The 19,025-nt window shown below is 46.4% G+C and carries 18 protein-coding genes and 3 pseudogenes; 6 read left to right on the top strand and 15 right to left on the bottom strand.

All coding sequences use genetic code 11. The features are described 5' to 3' along the window. The first annotated feature begins 22 nt into the window (after window positions 1-22). Window positions 23-2,041 (top strand): annotated as a pseudogene (locus tag KHX94_RS21715) (methyl-accepting chemotaxis protein). Between the two features lie 507 nt (window positions 2,042-2,548). Here the strand turns inward: KHX94_RS21715 and KHX94_RS04760 are convergent. From KHX94_RS04760 to rplU, 7 genes are all read right to left on the bottom strand, one after another. Continuing rightward, window positions 2,549-2,962 carry a DUF3718 domain-containing protein gene (locus tag KHX94_RS04760; protein ID WP_213682569.1) on the bottom strand — a complete coding sequence of 138 codons (414 nt, stop codon included), beginning with the start codon at window positions 2,960-2,962 and terminating at the stop codon, window positions 2,549-2,551. Between the two features lie 82 nt (window positions 2,963-3,044). Then, window positions 3,045-3,527: a dihydrofolate reductase gene (locus KHX94_RS04765; protein ID WP_213682570.1), complete on the bottom strand. Its 483-nt coding sequence runs from the start codon at window positions 3,525-3,527 to the stop codon at window positions 3,045-3,047. Between the two features lie 21 nt (window positions 3,528-3,548). Next, on the bottom strand, window positions 3,549-4,022 hold the full coding sequence (locus KHX94_RS04770) for a threonine/serine exporter family protein (protein ID WP_213682571.1): 474 nt from the start codon (window positions 4,020-4,022) through the stop codon (window positions 3,549-3,551). A 1-nt stretch (window position 4,023) separates the two neighbouring features. Next, window positions 4,024-4,779, bottom strand: coding sequence for a threonine/serine exporter family protein (locus KHX94_RS04775; protein WP_213682572.1), 756 nt, complete (start codon window positions 4,777-4,779; stop codon window positions 4,024-4,026). A gap of 27 nt (window positions 4,780-4,806) precedes the next feature. Continuing rightward, entirely contained in the window at window positions 4,807-5,973 is a 1,167-nt protein-coding gene (cgtA, locus tag KHX94_RS04780; RefSeq protein WP_213682573.1) for an Obg family GTPase CgtA, read from the bottom strand. Window positions 5,974-6,095: 122 nt separating this feature from the next. After that, complete coding sequence (gene rpmA, locus KHX94_RS04785; RefSeq protein WP_213682574.1) at window positions 6,096-6,350, bottom strand: 50S ribosomal protein L27; 255 nt, start codon at window positions 6,348-6,350, stop codon at window positions 6,096-6,098. Between the two features lie 15 nt (window positions 6,351-6,365). Continuing rightward, a complete protein-coding gene (gene rplU, locus KHX94_RS04790; protein WP_133040353.1) occupies window positions 6,366-6,677 on the bottom strand; it encodes a 50S ribosomal protein L21 in 312 nt (103 codons plus the stop codon). Window positions 6,678-6,936: 259 nt separating this feature from the next. On the opposite strand from rplU, the gene ispB reads away from it, so the two are divergent. Continuing rightward, window positions 6,937-7,908: an octaprenyl diphosphate synthase gene (gene ispB, locus KHX94_RS04795; RefSeq protein WP_213682575.1), complete on the top strand. Its 972-nt coding sequence runs from the start codon at window positions 6,937-6,939 to the stop codon at window positions 7,906-7,908. A gap of 79 nt (window positions 7,909-7,987) precedes the next feature. Here the strand turns inward: ispB and mdh are convergent, their stop codons facing one another. After that, window positions 7,988-8,923, bottom strand: a complete 936-nt coding sequence (mdh, locus tag KHX94_RS04800; protein WP_213682576.1) for a malate dehydrogenase — start codon at window positions 8,921-8,923, stop codon at window positions 7,988-7,990. A 275-nt stretch (window positions 8,924-9,198) separates the two neighbouring features. Between mdh and argR the strand changes: the two genes are divergently transcribed. Further along, entirely contained in the window at window positions 9,199-9,669 is a 471-nt protein-coding gene (gene argR, locus KHX94_RS04805; protein ID WP_213682577.1) for a transcriptional regulator ArgR, read from the top strand. A 60-nt stretch (window positions 9,670-9,729) separates the two neighbouring features. Here argR and KHX94_RS04810 read toward each other — a convergent pair. Both KHX94_RS04810 and ggt read right to left on the bottom strand, forming a co-directional pair. After that, window positions 9,730-10,662 (bottom strand): annotated as a pseudogene (locus KHX94_RS04810) (Dyp-type peroxidase). 97 nt (window positions 10,663-10,759) lie between these two features. Beyond that, window positions 10,760-12,495, bottom strand: a pseudogene (gene ggt / locus KHX94_RS04815) (gamma-glutamyltransferase). 185 nt (window positions 12,496-12,680) lie between these two features. Here ggt and KHX94_RS04820 point away from each other — a divergent pair. After that, a complete protein-coding gene (locus tag KHX94_RS04820) occupies window positions 12,681-12,986 on the top strand; it encodes a hypothetical protein (protein ID WP_213682578.1) in 306 nt (101 codons plus the stop codon). 395 nt (window positions 12,987-13,381) lie between these two features. Here KHX94_RS04820 and KHX94_RS04825 read toward each other — a convergent pair whose 3' ends face one another. Together KHX94_RS04825 and KHX94_RS04830 are read right to left on the bottom strand one after the other, a co-directional pair. Then, window positions 13,382-14,128 (bottom strand): ferredoxin--NADP reductase, encoded by a 747-nt coding sequence (locus tag KHX94_RS04825; RefSeq protein ID WP_213682579.1) that lies wholly within the window; start codon window positions 14,126-14,128, stop codon window positions 13,382-13,384. A gap of 122 nt (window positions 14,129-14,250) precedes the next feature. Then, window positions 14,251-14,826 carry a DUF5610 domain-containing protein gene (locus KHX94_RS04830; RefSeq protein ID WP_213682580.1) on the bottom strand — a complete coding sequence of 192 codons (576 nt, stop codon included), beginning with the start codon at window positions 14,824-14,826 and terminating at the stop codon, window positions 14,251-14,253. Window positions 14,827-15,134: 308 nt separating this feature from the next. Here KHX94_RS04830 and KHX94_RS04835 point away from each other — a divergent pair, with 308 nt between their 5' ends. Both KHX94_RS04835 and KHX94_RS04840 read left to right on the top strand, forming a co-directional pair. Further along, window positions 15,135-15,368 carry a hypothetical protein gene (locus KHX94_RS04835; RefSeq protein WP_244859331.1) on the top strand — a complete coding sequence of 78 codons (234 nt, stop codon included), beginning with the start codon at window positions 15,135-15,137 and terminating at the stop codon, window positions 15,366-15,368. 664 nt (window positions 15,369-16,032) lie between these two features. After that, a complete protein-coding gene (locus KHX94_RS04840) occupies window positions 16,033-16,200 on the top strand; it encodes a hypothetical protein (RefSeq protein ID WP_213682581.1) in 168 nt (55 codons plus the stop codon). 75 nt (window positions 16,201-16,275) lie between these two features. Here KHX94_RS04840 and aroG read toward each other — a convergent pair whose 3' ends face one another. The 3 genes from aroG to KHX94_RS04855 form a co-directional block, all read right to left on the bottom strand. Further along, a complete protein-coding gene (gene aroG / locus KHX94_RS04845) occupies window positions 16,276-17,334 on the bottom strand; it encodes a 3-deoxy-7-phosphoheptulonate synthase AroG (protein WP_213682582.1) in 1,059 nt (352 codons plus the stop codon). 118 nt (window positions 17,335-17,452) lie between these two features. Further along, complete coding sequence (locus KHX94_RS04850) at window positions 17,453-18,613, bottom strand: tetratricopeptide repeat protein (protein ID WP_213682583.1); 1,161 nt, start codon at window positions 18,611-18,613, stop codon at window positions 17,453-17,455. 71 nt (window positions 18,614-18,684) lie between these two features. Next, window positions 18,685-18,987, bottom strand: a complete 303-nt coding sequence (locus KHX94_RS04855; protein ID WP_213682584.1) for a hypothetical protein — start codon at window positions 18,985-18,987, stop codon at window positions 18,685-18,687. Between the last annotated feature and the right edge of the window lie 38 nt (window positions 18,988-19,025).

Genomic DNA, 19,025 nt, shown 5'->3' on the forward strand with positions numbered 1-19,025 from the left:
AAAAATTGTTCCGGAGTAACCTATGAAGTTAAACATGGCCACCCGAGTAATAGCCGGGTTCACAGTGGTGATCCTATTGCTATTAATTCTTGGTGCAGTTTCCTGGCTCACCAATAATGAGCTAAAGCAAGCCACTCAGATTACTCAGAAATTAAGTCTGCCGGCATTGGATGCCACTAACGCTTTATCCGAGAGTCTCAGTGAACAGCAGCGGCTGATCATGGTGGCATTTCACACCCCCGTTCGTCACAACTGCCTGATGTAAAAAATAAATTTGAACAACAAAATAGCATCTTTGCTGAACAGTATAATACGCTGATACCGCTATTGCAGGGACGCCAAGAGATCCAAAGTATCCTGCCAGAGGTTAACAGCAGTTACCAAGAGTTTACCGGTCTTGGTAAGCGAATGATGGATAACAAACTGCAAGCATTGCAGCTGCAAGAAAATCTGATAAAAACACGTGATCAACTGGATTCCGATGCCGATGATGCTGGCTCACTGTTGCTGGATTTAGTGGATTTGGAAGACTCCAATGACACCACTAAACGTGATATCGCGGCGGCAGCCTCTGCCGTTGATAACAGTATCACCAGCATTGTCAGCACTGTTTACGACCTGGTCGCCACCACTGAACAAAGTAAGTATGAACTGATTAACAAAGAGCTGGGTTACATTATTGGCGAAGCGCAGACTAAACTTGAGTACATCAACCGCCACGGTGAAGGGGTGGTAAAACCCAATGTGCTGAAAGATATCAATCAGCAAACCGCCGGGATTTTTAAATGCTCCAAGGTGCTGATTCGATTCAGCAACGAAAAGGCAAGCAAGTACAGTTGTTATTGAGCACCAGCCAAGATCTAGCGCAATCAGAAGCATTAAAAGGCAATGCGGTTGGTGCAATGAAGCATCTCTCTGCCACCATAGAGAAGTTGTCGAGCGATATTAATACCGACATTATTAACAGCATTGACTCTGCCAGCATTAATACGCTGATAGTGGTGATTATTGCAATCCTGGTTGCCATTGGTGTCAGCATCGCTGTCATCCGGCCATTAACCGCGGCGCTTAAACAGATCAATCATGCGTTAAGTGTGGTGGCATCAGGAGATCTGACCCATAGACTCGACGATTCTGGGCATGATGAATTTGCCGAGCTGTCCCGCAACTGTAACCGACTAATCGACAGTTTGCGAAAACTCATCACCGGTATCTTAGATCGTTCTAATCAGCTTGCCGCTGCTGCCGAAGAAACTTCTGCCATTACTTCGCAAACAACAATTAGCATTCAGGAGCAGAAAGGCCAGGTCGATCAGGCGGCTACCGCAACAACTGAGCTCAATTCCAGTGCGCAACAAGTATCCCTGAGTGCTGATAATGCACTGGCGCAAATCAAGGAAGCTGATGAACAGGCGCAAAACATGCACGGTATCGCGGATGAAAACCGCCTTACCATTGAATCGCTTGCCAATGAAGTAGCCAAAGCCGCCAAGGTGATCGACAAAGTACATGCTGATAGCGGTGCCATCGGCTCAATCTTGGATGTGATTCGGGGTGTTGCCGAGCAGACCAATCTACTGGCACTGAATGCGGCAATTGAAGCCGCTCGTGCGGGTGAACAAGGGCGTGGATTTGCCGTGGTGGCTGATGAAGTTCGCAGTCTTGCCTCTAGAACTCAGCAATCGACAGCAGAAATCCAGAAAATGATTGAAGTACTGCAACAAGGCACGACAGAAGCTGTCGGAGTCATGGAGTATGGTCAGTCACAAGCACAGCTCTGTGTAGAGAAAATGAGCAGTCAAACAAGGCACTACAGGCTATCAGCGACTCAGTACATCAAGCGCACGATGCCGGTACTCAAATTGCTAGTGCGGCACAAGAACAGAACCTTGTGAGTCAGCAAGTTTCAGAGAAACTGGAGCACATTGCTCTTATTTCTGAAGAGACAGCGACCGGTGCCGATCAAACCGCACAATCTATCCATCAGGTGGCAAGATTAGCCGAAGAACTGCAATCATCGGTACGGGAATTCAACGTCTAAAATATGCCGCGTAGCACCTATAGTCACCTCGTTATTGCAAGCACAAAATTGATGACGAGGTGGGCTTGTACCCGGCTTTACCCTAATCATTAGCCGCGCACCACCGTCATAGGCGGTGGTTTAAAACTAATAACGAAGTGCAAAATACCGCGATAAGTATTTGACCTCTTGAAGATGACTTTCCTGTGCAAACCGCATGTTATGTTTGCCGAAGCCAGCACATATCAGAAATTCAACAGCCAGTATCTGCACATCACCCGAGACAAACGTTATAGCCGCTGCGGGATAACAAAATAAAGATAACGGCCATTCATGGGAAAAGCGGCGGGTAACCAGCGGCCTCAAATCCACCGATAACGGGTGGGCATTTGACTCGCTAAGCTTGTGATTAGCTAGGTAGCTAGCTCGCCGCTATCTTCAGCATAACGATAACGTCTCTGAGAATAGCGGCGAACCATCAACATAGCTTAAAAATAACTAGTTTCTACAGGTTACGATAGATGATGACTAGTCTTCTTCACCACCGGCACCACCCAAACGCTCTTTGATAGCGGCAGTAATGGCACTGCTACCAAAACCGTTAGCGTCGGCCCAATTCAAGATAGTCTTGCCATCAGATTCAGCGACTCCGAGCTCGTTGGTTGACAATCGCTTAGCGACAAACTCACCAGTTTCATCGGATTTAGCCAAGTATGCAGTTCGTAACAGACTGTTACCATCACAAACAATCCCCTGGTATACGTTGCGTAGCTTTACACGATTTTCCTTAAGCTTTTTACGTAATCGGTTCTTGTCATTAGACTTTACATAATCGCAAATACTGGCAACCAATGCAGCATCATCAGCAGCTTTTGCTGGAACAGGCATTGATATTGAGGATACAGCGACCAACGCAGCTATAGCCACAGGGAATAGACGCATTATTCACTCCTTAGCTTTTTTATTGTTTTGCTTACCAGCGCCATTGCCGGTTTCACACAGGGTTTAACATTTCCCGCCAAATTTAACACTTTTTAATATACTTTAAAAAGTGAAATTCCAATCCGTTAGCACTTACCCCAAAATCTTCAGAGAATTTGTGCCAACTACCATCGTCCCAGAATGGAAACCAAGTATCACCGTCAACATCCAACGATATTTGCGTCAAATAAAGTACATCGGCATATGGCAGTGCTTCTGCATATAACTGTCCGCCACCAATAATCATCAGCTCATCACATACATCAGCTTTATCAAAAGCCTCAGTTAAGGAGTTTGCCGTCGTTACATGAGGAATTGTCAGCGCACTGTTACGAGTGATAACAATATTTTGCCGCCCCGGCAGAGGTCGGCCAATCGATTCGTAAGTCCGTCGTCCCATGATGATAGGCTTTCCCATGGTCACTTGTTTAAAATGCCGTAGATCTTCCGGCAAGTGCCAAGGCATCTGATTATCCTTACCAATGACACGATTATTGGCCATGGCGGCGATCAAGGCTATACGCATAGATACTCCGTAACTAACAGGTTAAATAATCGGACGGGTACGATAATACACTAATGATGGCATCGCCAGACCCACCGACAGCGCGCCCAAGATAAACACAGTTTTCACGCCGTTAAGCACCACTTGATTCAGTACCTCAGGGCGAACTTCTGAATGGGCGGCTAACTCCACCAAAGCGATCACAGTGTTATATGCGTACGAACCAGGGATCATCGGAATAATGGCTGCGACACCATACAGCAGCGGCGGTGCTAAATGACGTTTAGCAAAGATGATGGTCATAACCCCAATCAGTGCTGCCGCCATAAAGGTCGCCCATTCAATAGGTACTGATAAAAACTGCATCAGAATGGTACGGAAACAGTGCCCAACGGCCCCAGCTAGTGCGCAATAGGGTAAAAAACGTCGAGGCACATTGAATAGCATGGCGAATCCAGCAGCGGGAAATGAGGCAAAAAACGCATCATCAGCGAGTTTAAGCAGCAACTCCATCACGTCAACAGCCCCCTAATTGCATCGCAATGGTAATACCAATCACCGATGCTACCGTCATTAGCGTCGCTTGCCCCCAACGCGCAATACCAACATTCATATGGCCTTTAACCATATCGGAAATGGCATTGATCATCGGGAAACCAGGCACAAGCATCAACACGGAGGCTGCCACAGCAAGTCTTGGCGTGGTCGTTAGTTGATATATAAAACCAATCTGCGCTAATACACTGGTAACAAAGGCGGTCACTGCGAAATTGACCAGCACATTAAAGTGTTTAGCGGCCATTGCTAAACGCACGTACATGCCAACAGCAGAAGCAAAAAAAGTGATAAAACAAGCGGCGGCATCACCACCAGAAAGATGGCAAAAACTGCCACAAGATAGCGCTACAAACGGGATTAGCACCCATTTAGGATAAGTACGAGGATGGATATGAGCCAACCGTTTACGTACGTCGTTGGGGCCATACAACCCCTTTTCTGTCAGCAAACAGATCCGCTGTAACTCACATACCACCGCCATATTGATGCCATGTTGTCGTATACGCCGTGTGGTGGTAACACAACGCCCATGCACCAAGCTAGTCAACACCAGAGAATTTGACGAGATAGAGAGTTCGACACTTGCGAGGCCTAGCGCCTGCCCCAAGCGCTGACTCAACTCTTCCACTAAATCAGACTCAGCACCATAAGCTAGCAAAAGCTGAGCAGCCCGGACGACCTGCCGGGTGATATCATTTTGGGTATCAGCGTACACAGGAGTTCAGGCTCTCTTTATCAGCAGTTAGCGTTGATATATAACCTCGACGTCATAATCGTCGTCATCGAAGTCATCGTCCAATTCATCATCATAATCTTCGTTGAGATCGTCAGCGTTTTCCAGATGATCACTACTCCATTTGAACTCGACCTCGTCATCCGGGTCATCATCCTGTTCTGCTACTGGCAGCTTACTGATGAAATCATACAGTTTCTCTGCCATAGCCGCAGTGCCTTCTCGGGTATAGGCAGACATAGTATATACCTCGCCTTCCCAACCAATGTCTGCGACCACTTTGGCAACTTTCTCTTGCAGTTCTTCTTCAAGCAATAAGTCGGACTTATTAAATACCAGCCAACGGGGTTTCCCTGCCAGTTTAGGCGAATACTTTTCTAATTCAGCGACAATCGCCCGTGCAGATTCTGCGGGATCACTGCCATCTACAGGTTCAATATCAACGATATGCAGCAATACCCGGCAACGCTCAAGATGTTTCAGAAAGCGAATACCAAGACCCGCACCTTCCGCAGCACCTTCAATCAACCCGGGAATATCGGCGATCACAAAGCTCTGTCCTGGGCGAGGATTGACGACCCCAAGATTTGGCACCAATGTGGTAAATGGGTAATCGGCAACTTTAGGAGTAGCCCGAGAAACCGCGCGAATAAACGTAGACTTACCCGCATTTGGCATTCCCAGTAATCCAACATCCGCCAGCAATAACAGCTCCAGTCGCAAGCTACGAACTTCGCCTTGTGTTCCCATGGTTTTCTGTCTAGGCGCGCGATTAACACTGCTTTTAAAGCGAGTGTTGCCAAGACCATGAAAGCCACCTTTTGCGACTAATAACTTCTGACCATGCTGAGTCAAATCCCCCAGGACTTCATCAGTATCTTCGTCAACAGCGCGAGTTCCCACTGGCACCCGAAGGAGCAAGTCCTGGCCACCATGACCGGTACAATCTCGGCTACGACCATTTTCACCACGTTCAGCGGCATGGAAGCGTTCAAAACGGTAATCAATCAGGGTGTTGAGGTTTTCGTCAGCCTGCAGATATACACTGCCACCGTCACCACCGTCACCGCCATCGGGACCGCCATCAGGCAGATACTTCTCACGCCTGAAGCTGACGCAGCCGTTTCCGCCATCGCCAGCTTCGACTCTAATCACTGCCTCATCAACAAACTTCATAAACTCTCCTGATACCACCGAATGCTGGAATTATATCTGCTAAACCCGGTCGGCACCAAAAAACAAATTAAGCCAAAACAAAAGCCCCACCAATGGCGGGGCTTTGCAGTAAAGGTAGAAGATTACTCTTCGATACTAACGAACTTGCGGTTGCTAGGACCTTTAACTTCAAATTTCACTTTGCCGTCAGTCAGGGCAAACAGAGTATGGTCACGACCAATACCTACGTTTACACCAGCGTGGAACTTAGTACCACGTTGACGAACAATAATGTTGCCTGCCAGTACAGACTCACCGCCAAAGCGCTTAACGCCAAGACGTTTACTTTCTGAATCGCGGCCGTTACGAGTAGAACCGCCAGCTTTTTTGTGTGCCATGAGTCAGACTCCTAATTAAGCATTGATTGCAGTGATTTTAACTTCAGTGAACCACTGACGGTGGCCCATTTTCTTCTCGTGGTGTTTACGACGACGAAACTTCTGAATAGTTACTTTCTCGTCACGACCGTGGCTAACGACAGTAGCCAGGACTTTGCCACCAGCAACCAATGGAGTGCCAACTTTCACATCTTCACCATTGGCAACCAACAATACTTGGTCAAACTCAATGGTTTCACCTGTAGCAACTTCAATTTTTTCTAAGCGTACAGTGTGACCTTCAGCAACACGGTGCTGCTTACCACCACTTTGAAAAACAGCGTACATAGCTATTTTACTCCGAAATTCCTAACACTCCGGCTGATTATAGACCCGGGTGCTACAAAAACTTTAATGACAATGGGCGCGGATTCTACGCGAACAATCACCAACTGGCAAGCCTAAAATGGCTAAGATCAAAAAAGCCAGTGTTATCGCTCACAAACGTTGCTTAACTACTGTCTTATACAATTATTTTAGGTAAACTTCGGTACATTATAACACTTTATCGGGGCGCTTATGCGGTCCCGCTCAATCAGAGTCTACTATGGATTTAACCATTATCCGTCAGCTGGCTGATGCGGATATGCAGGCCGTCAACCAACTGATATACAAGCAGCTGGAATCCGATGTTGCACTGATCAACCAATTGGGTTTTTACATCATTAATGGTGGTGGCAAAAGAATGCGGCCACTGTTATCTGTATTGGCCGCCAGAGCGATTGGCTACGAAGGTCAAGCCCATCTCAAGCTAGCCGCAATTGTCGAATTTATCCATACGGCATCGCTGTTGCACGATGACGTTGTTGATGAATCAACATTACGTCGTGGGCGAGAAACCGCTAACTCTTTATTTGGCAACAGCGCCAGCGTGCTGGTTGGCGACTTTCTATATACCCGCGCGTTCCAGATGATGACTGAACTGGACTCAATGGTAGTGCTTAAAGTGTTGGCTGACACCACCAACGTACTAGCAGAAGGCGAAGTACTACAGCTGATGAATTGTAACGATCCAGATACCACTGAAGCCAGTTACATGCGTGTCATCTACTGTAAAACCGCTAAGCTGTTTGAAGCGGCAACATCTTTAGCTGGTGTGTTGGCAAACTGCTCTACTGAATTGAAGCAAGCGCTGGCTGACTACGGTAAATATCTCGGTACGGCATTCCAGTTGACGGATGATCTCTTGGATTACACCGCAGAAACTGAAGAGTTAGGCAAGAATATTGGTGATGATTTAGCCGAAGGTAAGCCTACCTTGCCATTAATCTATGCCATGGCACATGGTGATGAACATGCCAAACAGGTTATCCGTAAAGCCATTGAGGAAGGTAATGGCACTGAGCATATTGAAACAATAATTGACACCCTAAATACCTGTGGTGCACTTGATTACACCTATCAGTGCGCATTACAGGAAGCCGATAAAGCAATTAGCGCTATTAGCGTGTTACCCGATAGTGATTTTAAGCAGGCATTGATAAGTCTTGCCAAAATAGCGGTTTCGCGCAGTCATTAACTGATAACGGGTAAATTCAGCTATCATCTAGCAAAAAAGCGGCCATTTAGCCGCTTTTCTTATACTAAGAACCCAATGCTTACTTTACAAAATCCACACCTAACTGGATGTCTGCTTTTAGAGTATCCAGCATGCTGTCTCGGGCCTGCACTTCAAAAGCACTCAATTCACCAACTGACAATACTTTCTCGATACCATTCTTACCCAGCAAGATTGGCTGTGCAAACAATGAGGCATGTTCACTACCGCCATCCACATAAGCACATTCGATCACATTTGCATCGCCTTGCAGCCCTTTAATCAGGGACATACAAAAACGAAAAGCTGCCTGCCCCATAGACAAAGTCGCACTGCCGCCACCGGCTTTAGCTTCTACCACTTCGGTGCCAGCATTCTGGATACGTTTCGTCAATGCGGCGACTTCTTCATCAGTGAAGTTGACACCTTCCACTTGCGAGAGCAATGGTAAAATAGTGACACCGCTGTGGCCACCAATCACTCTTACCTTTACATCAGCTACATCAATGCCTTTAAGTTCAGCAATAAAAGTTTCTGAACGAATAACATCTAACGTGGTAACACCAAATAGACGTTTCTTATCATAAACGCCAGCTTGTTTTAGCACCTCAGCAGCAATGGCAACTGTGGTATTAACCGGGTTAGTGATAACGCCAATCAAGGCTGTTGGACAAACTACGGCAACTTTTTCAATCAAATTCCGCACAATACCCGCATTAATGTTGAACAGATCTGAACGATCCATACCGGGCTTACGAGCAACACCAGCAGAAATCAGCACAACATCCGCGCCAACCAACGCTGGAGAAGGATCTTCGCCAGCAAACCCCTTCACATTAACGGCCGTTGGGATATGACTCAAATCTACGGCAACACCAGGTGTGACCGGCGCAATGTCATATAGTGATAAATCAGAACCAGCAGGCAACTGGGTTTTTAACAGCAGGGCGAGGGCCTGACCAATACCACCGGCGGCGCCAAGTACAGCAACTTTCATAGTACTCTCCGTCATTCTCGGGATTTATGTGACATAGATCTTGTTTTATGGTGGCAAAATCTAAGGCATCGACCATTAAATAGCAATTATCCATTAGTCACATAAGACTTTATAACGATTCAATTCCTTTACCGCAAACTATAGTATCGATTGGCTGATCCATCACAATTTGAACATCATTGCATTTTTATTCATTAAAAATGACTATTCCTTGACAATAAAAAGTGAAATATGCAGTATACCCCGGTGAGGGTGAATAGAGACATGGAACCAACATGAGCGTAACCAAGAACCAAGATGATCTTATCAGAACGTTCAAGGCAATCTTAAAGGAAGAGCGCTTTGGCTCTCAGAGCGAAATAGTCAGTGCCCTTCAGACTGAAGGATTCTCAAACATCAATCAGTCGAAAGTATCACGCATGCTAAGTAAATTTGGCGCGGTGCGAACCCGCAATGCCAAACAAGAGATGGTTTACTGCCTTCCGGCTGAGCTGGGAGTCCCGACTGCGGGTAGTCCATTAAAGAATTTGGTGCTGGATGTTGATCACAATCAGGCAATGATTGTCGTCCGTACCAGCCCTGGAGCCGCTCAGCTAATAGCTCGGTTGCTGGATTCTATCGGCAAACCCGAAGGGATCTTGGGCACCATCGCGGGTGACGATACAATCTTTATTTGCCCATCCAGTATCAAAGCGATTGAAGATACGCTGGAAACAGTCAAATCTCTTTTTAATTATGCAGATTGAACGCATAAAAAAATAAAAACGCGCCTCTCGTAAAGGTGCGTTTTTACTTTTTAAAGCAAGTTATTCGCTGAACTGAGTAATAAAATCCAACGATGGTGCAAAAAGGAAGACCCGGTAACGGCTTGGGTGAAATGCATTAAATGGTCATGATTACCTGCTCCATCACCAAAGATCATGCTATGCAGCATCTTCTCAAAATGTTCCGGTGTCTTACAGGTAGAGATAAACATCAATCCTTGTTGTCTAACGTTTCCGAAGGGCAAACTTTGTCTGAGGATCTCCATTGATTGACCATTTTCATCTTTAAGGTTTACCCGTTTAATATGCGCGGTTAACGGTTTATCCTCTGACTCGTATTCAACATTGTCCTGTTTGGTACGCCCAATAATGTCTTCCTGCTTTTTAGTCGGTAACCGCTGCCACTTGCGCAAGTTGTGCACATATTTCTGCACGTGGATATAGCTACCCCCTCTGAACTCAGGGTCCTGCTCATCAACTAATGCAACCTGTTGTCTATTACGGCCTTTAGGGTTTTCGGTACCATCCACAAATCCCGTTAAATCACGGGCATCCATAAACCGAAAGCCTCTTTCTTCATCTTCCAGTTCAGCTAGCCCTTCCAGCATGCCATACACCTCATTGGCTACAAGGTGAAGGATATCCATGCGGTCGCAACGCAGGTGGAAAAAGATCATACTCGATTGCGGGGGCGTCACGATTGCCGCTTTCCATTGCCGGGAAAGGGCGCAATTCAGCTGGACGGGCATCTGGGTATAGGGCGTCCCAATAATTGGCACCAACCGCGACAAATCCGTTAAACGCACTATCGGCATATTGATCTGCCAATTCATATATATACTGGGCAATATTGGCCAGACATGGTCGCATCTGCGCCTCAACACCATCATTGGCATTGAACATCAAATAAACTGCATGCAAATTGCCTTCAGCACAGATACCCAATTGTTCGCGGGGCATATCCAATGTATCCATCTAAAGATCCCTTATCAGCTTAAACAGTATTCGGCACTATTATCTGTTACTTGAGCCAAAATTTACACTGAAACAAGGGGTTTTGAGATCCAAGGCATCAATAACCTGCCACTTGCCCATCTTTACGGCTTTCAGAAGCACCACGATAGACACCCGTCAGCGGATCTCGAGCGATTGCCTGGTAACCGCCAAATGCGCCTAATGAGTCCTGTAAAATATGGCCTTTCTTACTCAGCTCTCGGCGGGTTTCCATTGGAAAACCGGATTCAAGGCTCACATAACCCCCATCCTGCATCTGTTCGCCAGTAGGTTGTGTAGAGCCGGTGTGCAGAATTCTGGGAGCATCACCAGCCTCCTGCAAATTCATGCCAAAATCGATAATATTGATCAGGATCTGTGCATGCATCTGTGGCTGAGTCGCTCCGCCCATCACCCCAAAACTGAGCCAAGGCTTGCCATCTTTTGTGACAAAGGCAGGAATGATTGTGTGAAAAGGTCGTTTCCCTGGGGCATAGCTATTGTAACGGCCAGGCGTTAAATCAAACAGTTGACCGCGGTCCTGCAACACAAAGCCCAAATCGGGCGGTGTCATACCAGAGCCCATACCGCGATAATTACTCTGGATCAGTGACACCATGTTGCCATCCTGATCGGCGGTTGTCAGATAAACAGTATCCCCATGCAGCAGATTAGGATTTCCCGGTTCAACACTTTTGGCGGCTTTATTTGGGTCGATTAACGTTGCACGTTGGTAGTTATAGTCCTGCGAGATAAGCTGTTTAACCGGAATATCATTAAACCCCAGATCGGCATAAAACTTTGCTCTGTCAGCAAAAGCCAGCTTCTTGGCTTCAACAAATAAGTGCACATATTCGGGGCTAGTCTGGCCCATCGCACGCAGATTAAAAGGCTCCATGGTCTTAAGAATTTGCAGTGCTGCAATCCCCTGCCCATTAGGCGGTAATTCCCAGACATCATAACCACGATAATTGGCCGATACTGGCTGAACCCAATCACTATGGTGAGAAGCCAGATCCTCATAACTGAGATAACCGCCCTGAGCCTTCATATACGCGGCAATACTGCGCGCAATACTACCTTTATAAAATTCATCGCGACCGCCTTTGGCAATCTTTTCATAAGTATTTGCGAGTGCGGGATTTTTAAAGATTTCACCGACCTCAGGCATCTTACCATTCGGCATATATGTCGCTTTAAATCCTGGGAACTTGCCGAGTCTCTTACCACTAAGCTGCATATAAAAAGCGATCAGTTCCGAAACTGGAAATCCCTCTCTGGCATAGCGAATAGCAGGCGCCAGATTATCTGCCATTGGCAGCTTGCCAAACTTACTGTGTAACTGATACCAACCATCCACTGCGCCTGGGACAGACACGGGTAACGGACCATATGGCGGCAGATAATCCAGCCCTTTGGCTTTCAGCATTGCCAATGTCAGCGATTTAGGGCTACGACCCGACGCATTCAATCCGTATAACTTCTTGTCTTTGGCACTCCAGACAATGGCAAACAGATCCCCACCAACACCTGCACCAGTCGGTTCCACCAGCCCCAACATCGCATCCGCCGCAATAGCGGCATCAACGGCACTTCCCCGCGCTTCAGCACGTCCAATGCCACCTGAGTCGCCAACGGTTGGCTGGTTGCCGCCATCCCATGGGTGGCATAGACCTCAGAGCGACTAGCGAATGCCTTGCCGGTTATTCGGTCATACGCAAAAACATGAGCAGGAATGACAACCGCGGCGCTTATCGCGGTAAACAAGACAAAAGCACGACATTGCAAAACAACAGGGAAGTTTCGGAAGTTCATATGGCAGTTATCAAGATAATGTTTAATGGACTAAACGTAACACAACTGTGAAAAAATATTCATAGAGAGCAATGTATTGAAACAATTATCTTATGCAAGGTTCCGCTACCAATAGCACGCCCAAACGATATTTTTAACATTTAAGCTACACTTACTGTCATAAAGATCTGTCTAGGAAGAATGTCATGTTAGAAAGTGCTTTGCTGCTAGCGGTGCTGCTCCTTGGCTACCTTTTTCGGCATCGTTGGCTTCCCAACAAACAACATAAAACTACCCGACAAAAAGTTGGTACACCGGCGGTATCACCGTTTCATGCAGTCAGTATTGAATGCTTGAAGATTCCTTGCAACGCCGCATCAACCTTGGCAAATAAGCGTTTTCTCCCGCAAGATGCCTCGAGTCTCCCCTTGAGACATGTGATAATCCCGACTGCAAGTGTCGATATATTCACCATGAAGACCGCCGCGCCAATGACAGTGACCGTCGCGTAAAAATTGGCATAGTTACCGATCTATATGGCACGTTTGGAGAGGAAGAACGACGACACAAAACCACGGGGCGACGCAATGAAGACTTACATGGAAACGATTGGCTCAGTTTTAATGGTCAAAAACGGCAATAAAATCATTCGTTACCCTAGTCATGCTGACAACACTTTCGCCATAGATGACTAGCACTGCTATAGCAATACGAGCATCATCCCATTGCGGCTGAGCATCCTGTGCAACTGGTGCGTGTTGTTAGCTAGTGCTAACTCGGCCTACAGCCTTTTGTAATGCCCTTAAACTCAACGATACCTACACAGCCGCCACTAAAATAGCGCTGGTTGCTGATGGCTTATAAGCACCAGAGGTATCGCCGAGCGCATATGTGCTGGAATACTCCCTTACCAGTACTTTTCCGTCGTGATCTGACCTGGGGCCCGCCGTAGATTTTTACGCAAGCCCTTGTCTGTAAGCACTGTGATGCTATCGCGGATCATGCCAGGATTACCACACAGCATGACCTGAGAATCGGTAGCCGAAATGGCTATCCCCGCTTGTTGCTCAATCACGCCTGACGTTAATCCATCAGGAATACGGCAGTGTAACATTCCCGGGCGGATTTCCCGGGTAATGGCGGGTAAGAAACAGAACTGTGACCGCTCGTGCGCCATAGTTTGTAACTTGGCACAATATGCCAGTTCGTCAGCTTGTCTGGCACCGTATACCAACACAATTTTTTCAAACCTTTGCCAAGGCTCGGCGGTATCCAGTATCGCCAGAAAAGGCCCTACTGCAGTTCCTGTCGCCAGCATCCATAAATGCCTTCCCTGTAATTCTCCGCGGGGAAGTTCATTCAATGTCAGAAATCCACTAGCGGGCACACTCACATCAACAGCATCTCCAGGCTGTAGCAAATGTAATGCCGGAGATAGCTGCCCATCAGGTACTGCCACGGCTAAAACTTCAATGTAATTGCTGCCTGGAGGATTAATAATGGAATAGGCTCTGGCCACTCGCTTATCCTGCAGTTGCATTGCCAGTTTGATGAACTGGCCCGCCAGATAAGGGCCAACGTCCACAGCAATTTTCAGGCTGAAGAGTCGTTCGCTCCAGTCAGTTCGGTCGATTACCTTGCCAACTTGCCACATATGCCCTCCATATAAAATACATCTGACCAATTAAGCATACGCTACACCACACATAACAAAAACCCCTTATGTTAAAGGGGTTTGGCAGAGTAAAAATCTTGTAATTGTCACTACAGTGACGATTATTCGTCAGCCGAGAAACTGTCACGAAATGCCTGTAAACCTTGTTGCACATGGCGGTAAGTGGCATTCACACCATTGGCAATGTCGCCGTCAAGCACATGTAGCTTATCCAGAATATTCCGGGCTTCTGCGAAGCCTTTATCAATGGCGCCACCGATAATATCCATAAAGCCATTAAGCTGATCTTCTGGACTCTGAGCGGTGTTTTGCTGCTGGTAGGTAGCAAAAAATTTGGTAGCAAAATCGACTATTCGCCCCGCAGTGGCTTCAGGAGAATAATCTACCTGATCCTGCTGTTGCAGTGGCTGAAATGCCATATCTCCGGAGGCCTGCAGTTCTTGGTTAATGGCATCAATGGCGGTCCGGTACAATAGCTGCATCGGTTTATCACCACTACTGATAGTCACTTGTTCTTGTGCCGAAAGAATCGCTTGATTCATTAGTTGTCGGCTAACATGCTGCACACTTTTGTTACTGGCGACCTCCGACACGGCTTTGCCATGATTGCCATCAACTAGCGCATCTTTGTCTTTAGCAACTTCCGATACCAAGGAACCATGATTGCGGATCTCCATCTTCCTTTCCTCTCGCAATATACCATCAGTTAATTATCGGCCATTTTTTGCACAACCTTAAATTTATATCGCTTTAAACTTCATTTGCTAATGTCTTAAAAACCTATGCTGCCAGCCAGGCAATAATAACGGTAAAACCGTGACTCACGAGTCATCATGTTGGCGCTAATGTTTGCCATGAGCTAGACTAAAATATGCAATCACTAAATTAGGCATTGCCTAAATAAAAATTATTACCTAAGTTAGATTGTGCGCCAGCTCACAAAAAATGTTAGTATGCTGCACAACGATGTATTGACGGTTCCACAATGGGAGAGTTTAAAGTGAAGACCACTTATGTCAGCCGGATCCCAGCGCCTTCCGACTGTAGCAAGAATGCTTCTTTAAGCTGCCAGAATTGTAGTCGGTTGATTGAAATCGAAGGCGAGATGCTGTGCTACCGCGGTGGTAAAATCACGGGGCTTAAGCCTATTACTGAGCAAGATGGTTGTGTCAGTATCCTGTGTGATGGTTGGCAAACCCGTGAGTCTGCCTCCAAGTAATATCGTAAACTTCCCTATTATCTTTAAAAGTTAGCTAGTTGAGGCTGTTCAACTGCCATTTGAGACGGATTGATGGCACCCCATCCTAGTTCACAACGTGGTTTAGGCTGTGCTTTCATGCACAATGTCAATCCACGGGTGGAAACGATAAGCCCAGCCCGTAATTCCGTATGTAACTGCTGTAACGCACATTCACCAACACCACGTTGTTGCAGTGTTGCCGCTAGGCTACGCCAATCTGTGGTTACTCTTTTTTGGTGCCTTCAAGGTTTACCAGCAGTGCAATGTTCTCCATAGCATCACCTCCTGATAGATTAAGTAAACTGCAGCGTCAGTATGCAATCGGCTTGCTGAATCAGTACTGAATTGTCGCAAGTTATTTAACACAAAAGAGATGCAAGCAAGGCAGATGAATTCAGAGATTTATCCCCTAATTGTCATATTTCGCCAATACAATTAACTAGCGGCAGCGGATGCAAACGAAATCTTTGCTGGCAACAACTACTTTTACATTTTTAAACAAAGTATTAGCGTTAATTTTGTTATCTCTGGCAACAGAATTTGATACGCTATAGCAACTTTCAGGATGTCATATTACCACTTGGATTGTGGGCCCTTTTGTTGATGTTCCATTAGACAATTAAGTAAAAAGGACCTAAGCGCTATGGATTCAAAAACTCAGTATCCACCACTTCCGCTCATCCAGACTTGGGTATGGATGATGGTCGAATCCGGAAATCCTGAAATTCAGGAGAAAGGCCGTAATAATCTCATTGCCTCTTTTGGTAGTCTGGCGAAAGCCAATGAGTACCTGCAACAACTACTAAAATAGTCATGCCCCCATAACGCATGGTGAGAAAACCAAAAAAGGCACCGATAGTGCCTTTTGGGGTTAATTTGTATTTTTTCAGTTTGCCTGCCGTCGTTCCAACACACAGTCATTGAGCGTTGCTAACAACTTTTCAGTGTCGTCCCAGCCAATACAGGCATCGGTAATACTCTGACCATAGCGCAACGGCTGACCGATTTTTAACGCTTGATTACCTTCAACCAAGTTACTTTCAACCATTAAGCCAAAAATACTCTGCTCACCTTGACGCAACTGTTGACCAACTTCCTCCGCCACCAGCATCTGCCGTCTAAAATCCTTACGGGAGTTGGCGTGACTGATATCGATCATTATATTGCAGGGTAATCCGGCTTTTTGCAGTTTTTCTTTAGTCGCAGCAACGGATTGCGCATCATAGTTTGGCTCTTTACCACCACGCAAAATAATGTGGCAATCTTCATTCCCTTTGGTAGAGACAATCGCAGAATGACCGAATTTGGTTACCGACAAGAAATAGTGGGAGGCACTCGCAGCACCAATAGCGTCAATGGCGATTTTGATATTGCCGTCTGTGCCATTTTTAAACCCTACTGGGCAAGATAAACCCGAGGCGAGTTCTCTGTGTACCTGAGACTCGGTAGTTCTTGCCCCTATTGCGCCCCAGCACATGAGGTCAGCCACATATTGTGGCGTTATCATATCCAGAAATTCTCCGGCAGTTGGCATTCCACTATCATTTAGTTCTAGCAGCAACTTGCGCGCTTTACGCAAACCATCATTAAGTTGGAAACTTTTGTCCATATAAGGATCGTTGATCAAGCCTTTCCAACCTACTGTGGTTCGTGGTTTTTCAAAATACACCCGCATCACCACCTCTAGCTGCGCCTTATAACGCTCTCTGAGCGCTAGCAGACGTTTGCCATAGTCGATTGCGGCATCTGGATCATGAATAGAGCAAGGGCCAATGACCACTAACAAACGATCATCTTCTGCCCGCAGCATCTTATGGATACTGTGCCGAGCATTAAATACGGTGACAGAGGCATTATCAGTAGCGGGAAATCGTTCCAGAATAGCGATAGGGGGTAATAATTGTTTAACCTCTTTAATCCTGACATCATCATTCTGGTACGACATAGTATCTCTTTAGCTCCAGCTAGTTAGTATTTAGGGGAAAGGAACAAATCTAGCCTTTATGCCGCCGCGATGCAATTAGCTTTCGCCAGCAAAACTAGCGTAGAGAGAAGAGCCGAATTCAATGCTGCCGCAGGGCGTTGAGTTTTGCCTGATATCTCAGTGTCCAATTATCATCGCGGCTCAACTGTAATGCCTTCTTCAGGCTGTTAAGCGCCTGCTTTCGTTCTCCTAATGCCCAGTAGCTACGAGATAGTCCAAAATAAAACTCATGTCGGTAATCGGCCTTCTCAATCGCTAACTGATACCAGCGGATGGCATCAGTAAATCGCTGCTCACGATACGCCTGCTGCGCCATGCCATAGTAGTAATAAGGATTGCGGATACGCTCTAGTTCAAGGATCCGATGCACCGCAATCCACTCATCCCAACGTCCTTGCATATCCAACAATACCGCAAAGTTATAAAGTGTCGTCAGATTCTGTGGTTGCAACTGCAATGCATATCGGTAAACGCGCTCGGTCATGGGCAACTGATGGTTATTACGGTAAAGTATCGCCAGATTATTTAACGCTGCAATAAATTGCGGCTGCAAAGACAAACTAACTTTCAACATCGCATAAGCCCGGTGCCACTGGTTATTGACCATTGCTTCAGCAGCTAGGTTATTGAAAAACATTGCCTGCACCATAGATTCATCAATTTTGTCTGTTTGGTACGCTCGAAGAGTTTCTGTCGGCACAAAATCTACCAACAGATCGGCTGCCGATGCCTGATAAACATTGCTGTCGCTTGCCGCTTTTAGTCTGACATTAATATGACCATTCAATAGATTGAAATTGCCCTGCTGATCCCAAACAGGTGCAACCTTCACGCTTTGAAAAATCACATGAACATCCAATATTTTTGCCAGTGCTGCGGTCAGTATGACCAATGACATACAATTACCATGGCGCTGATAAAAGGTATCAGCTGCTATACGAGTATCATTGTCTTGATAGCGGAATCCGCCCTCGGCAGCACTCAGATATTTAGCCAGCCACTGCTGAGCTGATAGGCGTTGTGCCACGGATTGGTGCTGGAAATCAAACCTGACATCGCGTACTACTGCCGGCGGTAACGCAAAAATAGAAGTGGGTTCAGGGATATCGGATACTGGCAGAAAATACTGATCCTGCCACAGAGACGGCGCATCCACAGACTGCTCAGGAACCGCCGTGCAGGCACCAATGCCAGCCAGCAAGCTAATCATCACGGTAAGACGCTGTAAGACCACCGACATACAGTTCCTCCATAAAGAGGTTTATATAAGCTTACATCAGCTTTTACTGCATTGCCTGTGGTTAAATGAAATCACCGCGATGGATGGGGAATCGCAATATACAGTTGATGCCCTTGATATGAATATGGCCGATACCAGGATGAGCCACATTGAAAATGTACGTAAGGCGTACTCAGTTGCAAACAACCTAAAGGCAGTTCCTGCAAGATCTTCAGTTGTTGTTGGTTACGGAGCTGCTCCTGCCATTCATGTTGCTGCATTAATTTATCCCTTACAGCAAATGCATCAAAAGGTTCACTGGCATCCCTGACAATCACCTGTCCAGCATTAACACTTACAGACCAAAGTAACACCACTAACCCGCACCATTTCATAATTACCTCCGCCCATAAAAAAACAGGGTCAAGCAGGA

Source organism: Shewanella dokdonensis (genome assembly GCF_018394335.1).
Taxonomy (GTDB): Bacteria; Pseudomonadota; Gammaproteobacteria; order Enterobacterales; family Shewanellaceae; genus Shewanella; species Shewanella dokdonensis.

Coding starts and splice junctions, on each gene's coding strand:
- KHX94_RS04830 (WP_213682580.1), bottom strand. CDS start 14,826: ATGGAGATCCGCAATCATGGTTCCTTGGTATCGGAAGTTGCTAAAGAC.
- KHX94_RS04765 (WP_213682570.1), bottom strand. CDS start 3,527: ATGCGTATAGCCTTGATCGCCGCCATGGCCAATAATCGTGTCATTGGT.
- mdh (WP_213682576.1), bottom strand. CDS start 8,923: ATGAAAGTTGCTGTACTTGGCGCCGCCGGTGGTATTGGTCAGGCCCTC.
- ispB (WP_213682575.1), top strand. CDS start 6,937: ATGGATTTAACCATTATCCGTCAGCTGGCTGATGCGGATATGCAGGCC.
- rpmA (WP_213682574.1), bottom strand. CDS start 6,350: ATGGCACACAAAAAAGCTGGCGGTTCTACTCGTAACGGCCGCGATTCA.
- KHX94_RS04825 (WP_213682579.1), bottom strand. CDS start 14,128: ATGTGGCAAGTTGGCAAGGTAATCGACCGAACTGACTGGAGCGAACGA.
- aroG (WP_213682582.1), bottom strand. CDS start 17,334: ATGTCGTACCAGAATGATGATGTCAGGATTAAAGAGGTTAAACAATTA.
- KHX94_RS04835 (WP_244859331.1), top strand. CDS start 15,135: ATGGGAGAGTTTAAAGTGAAGACCACTTATGTCAGCCGGATCCCAGCG.
- KHX94_RS04820 (WP_213682578.1), top strand. CDS start 12,681: ATGTTAGAAAGTGCTTTGCTGCTAGCGGTGCTGCTCCTTGGCTACCTT.
- rplU (WP_133040353.1), bottom strand. CDS start 6,677: ATGTACGCTGTTTTTCAAAGTGGTGGTAAGCAGCACCGTGTTGCTGAA.
- argR (WP_213682577.1), top strand. CDS start 9,199: ATGAGCGTAACCAAGAACCAAGATGATCTTATCAGAACGTTCAAGGCA.
- cgtA (WP_213682573.1), bottom strand. CDS start 5,973: ATGAAGTTTGTTGATGAGGCAGTGATTAGAGTCGAAGCTGGCGATGGC.
- KHX94_RS04760 (WP_213682569.1), bottom strand. CDS start 2,962: ATGCGTCTATTCCCTGTGGCTATAGCTGCGTTGGTCGCTGTATCCTCA.
- KHX94_RS04855 (WP_213682584.1), bottom strand. CDS start 18,987: ATGAAATGGTGCGGGTTAGTGGTGTTACTTTGGTCTGTAAGTGTTAAT.
- KHX94_RS04850 (WP_213682583.1), bottom strand. CDS start 18,613: ATGTCGGTGGTCTTACAGCGTCTTACCGTGATGATTAGCTTGCTGGCT.
- KHX94_RS04840 (WP_213682581.1), top strand. CDS start 16,033: ATGGATTCAAAAACTCAGTATCCACCACTTCCGCTCATCCAGACTTGG.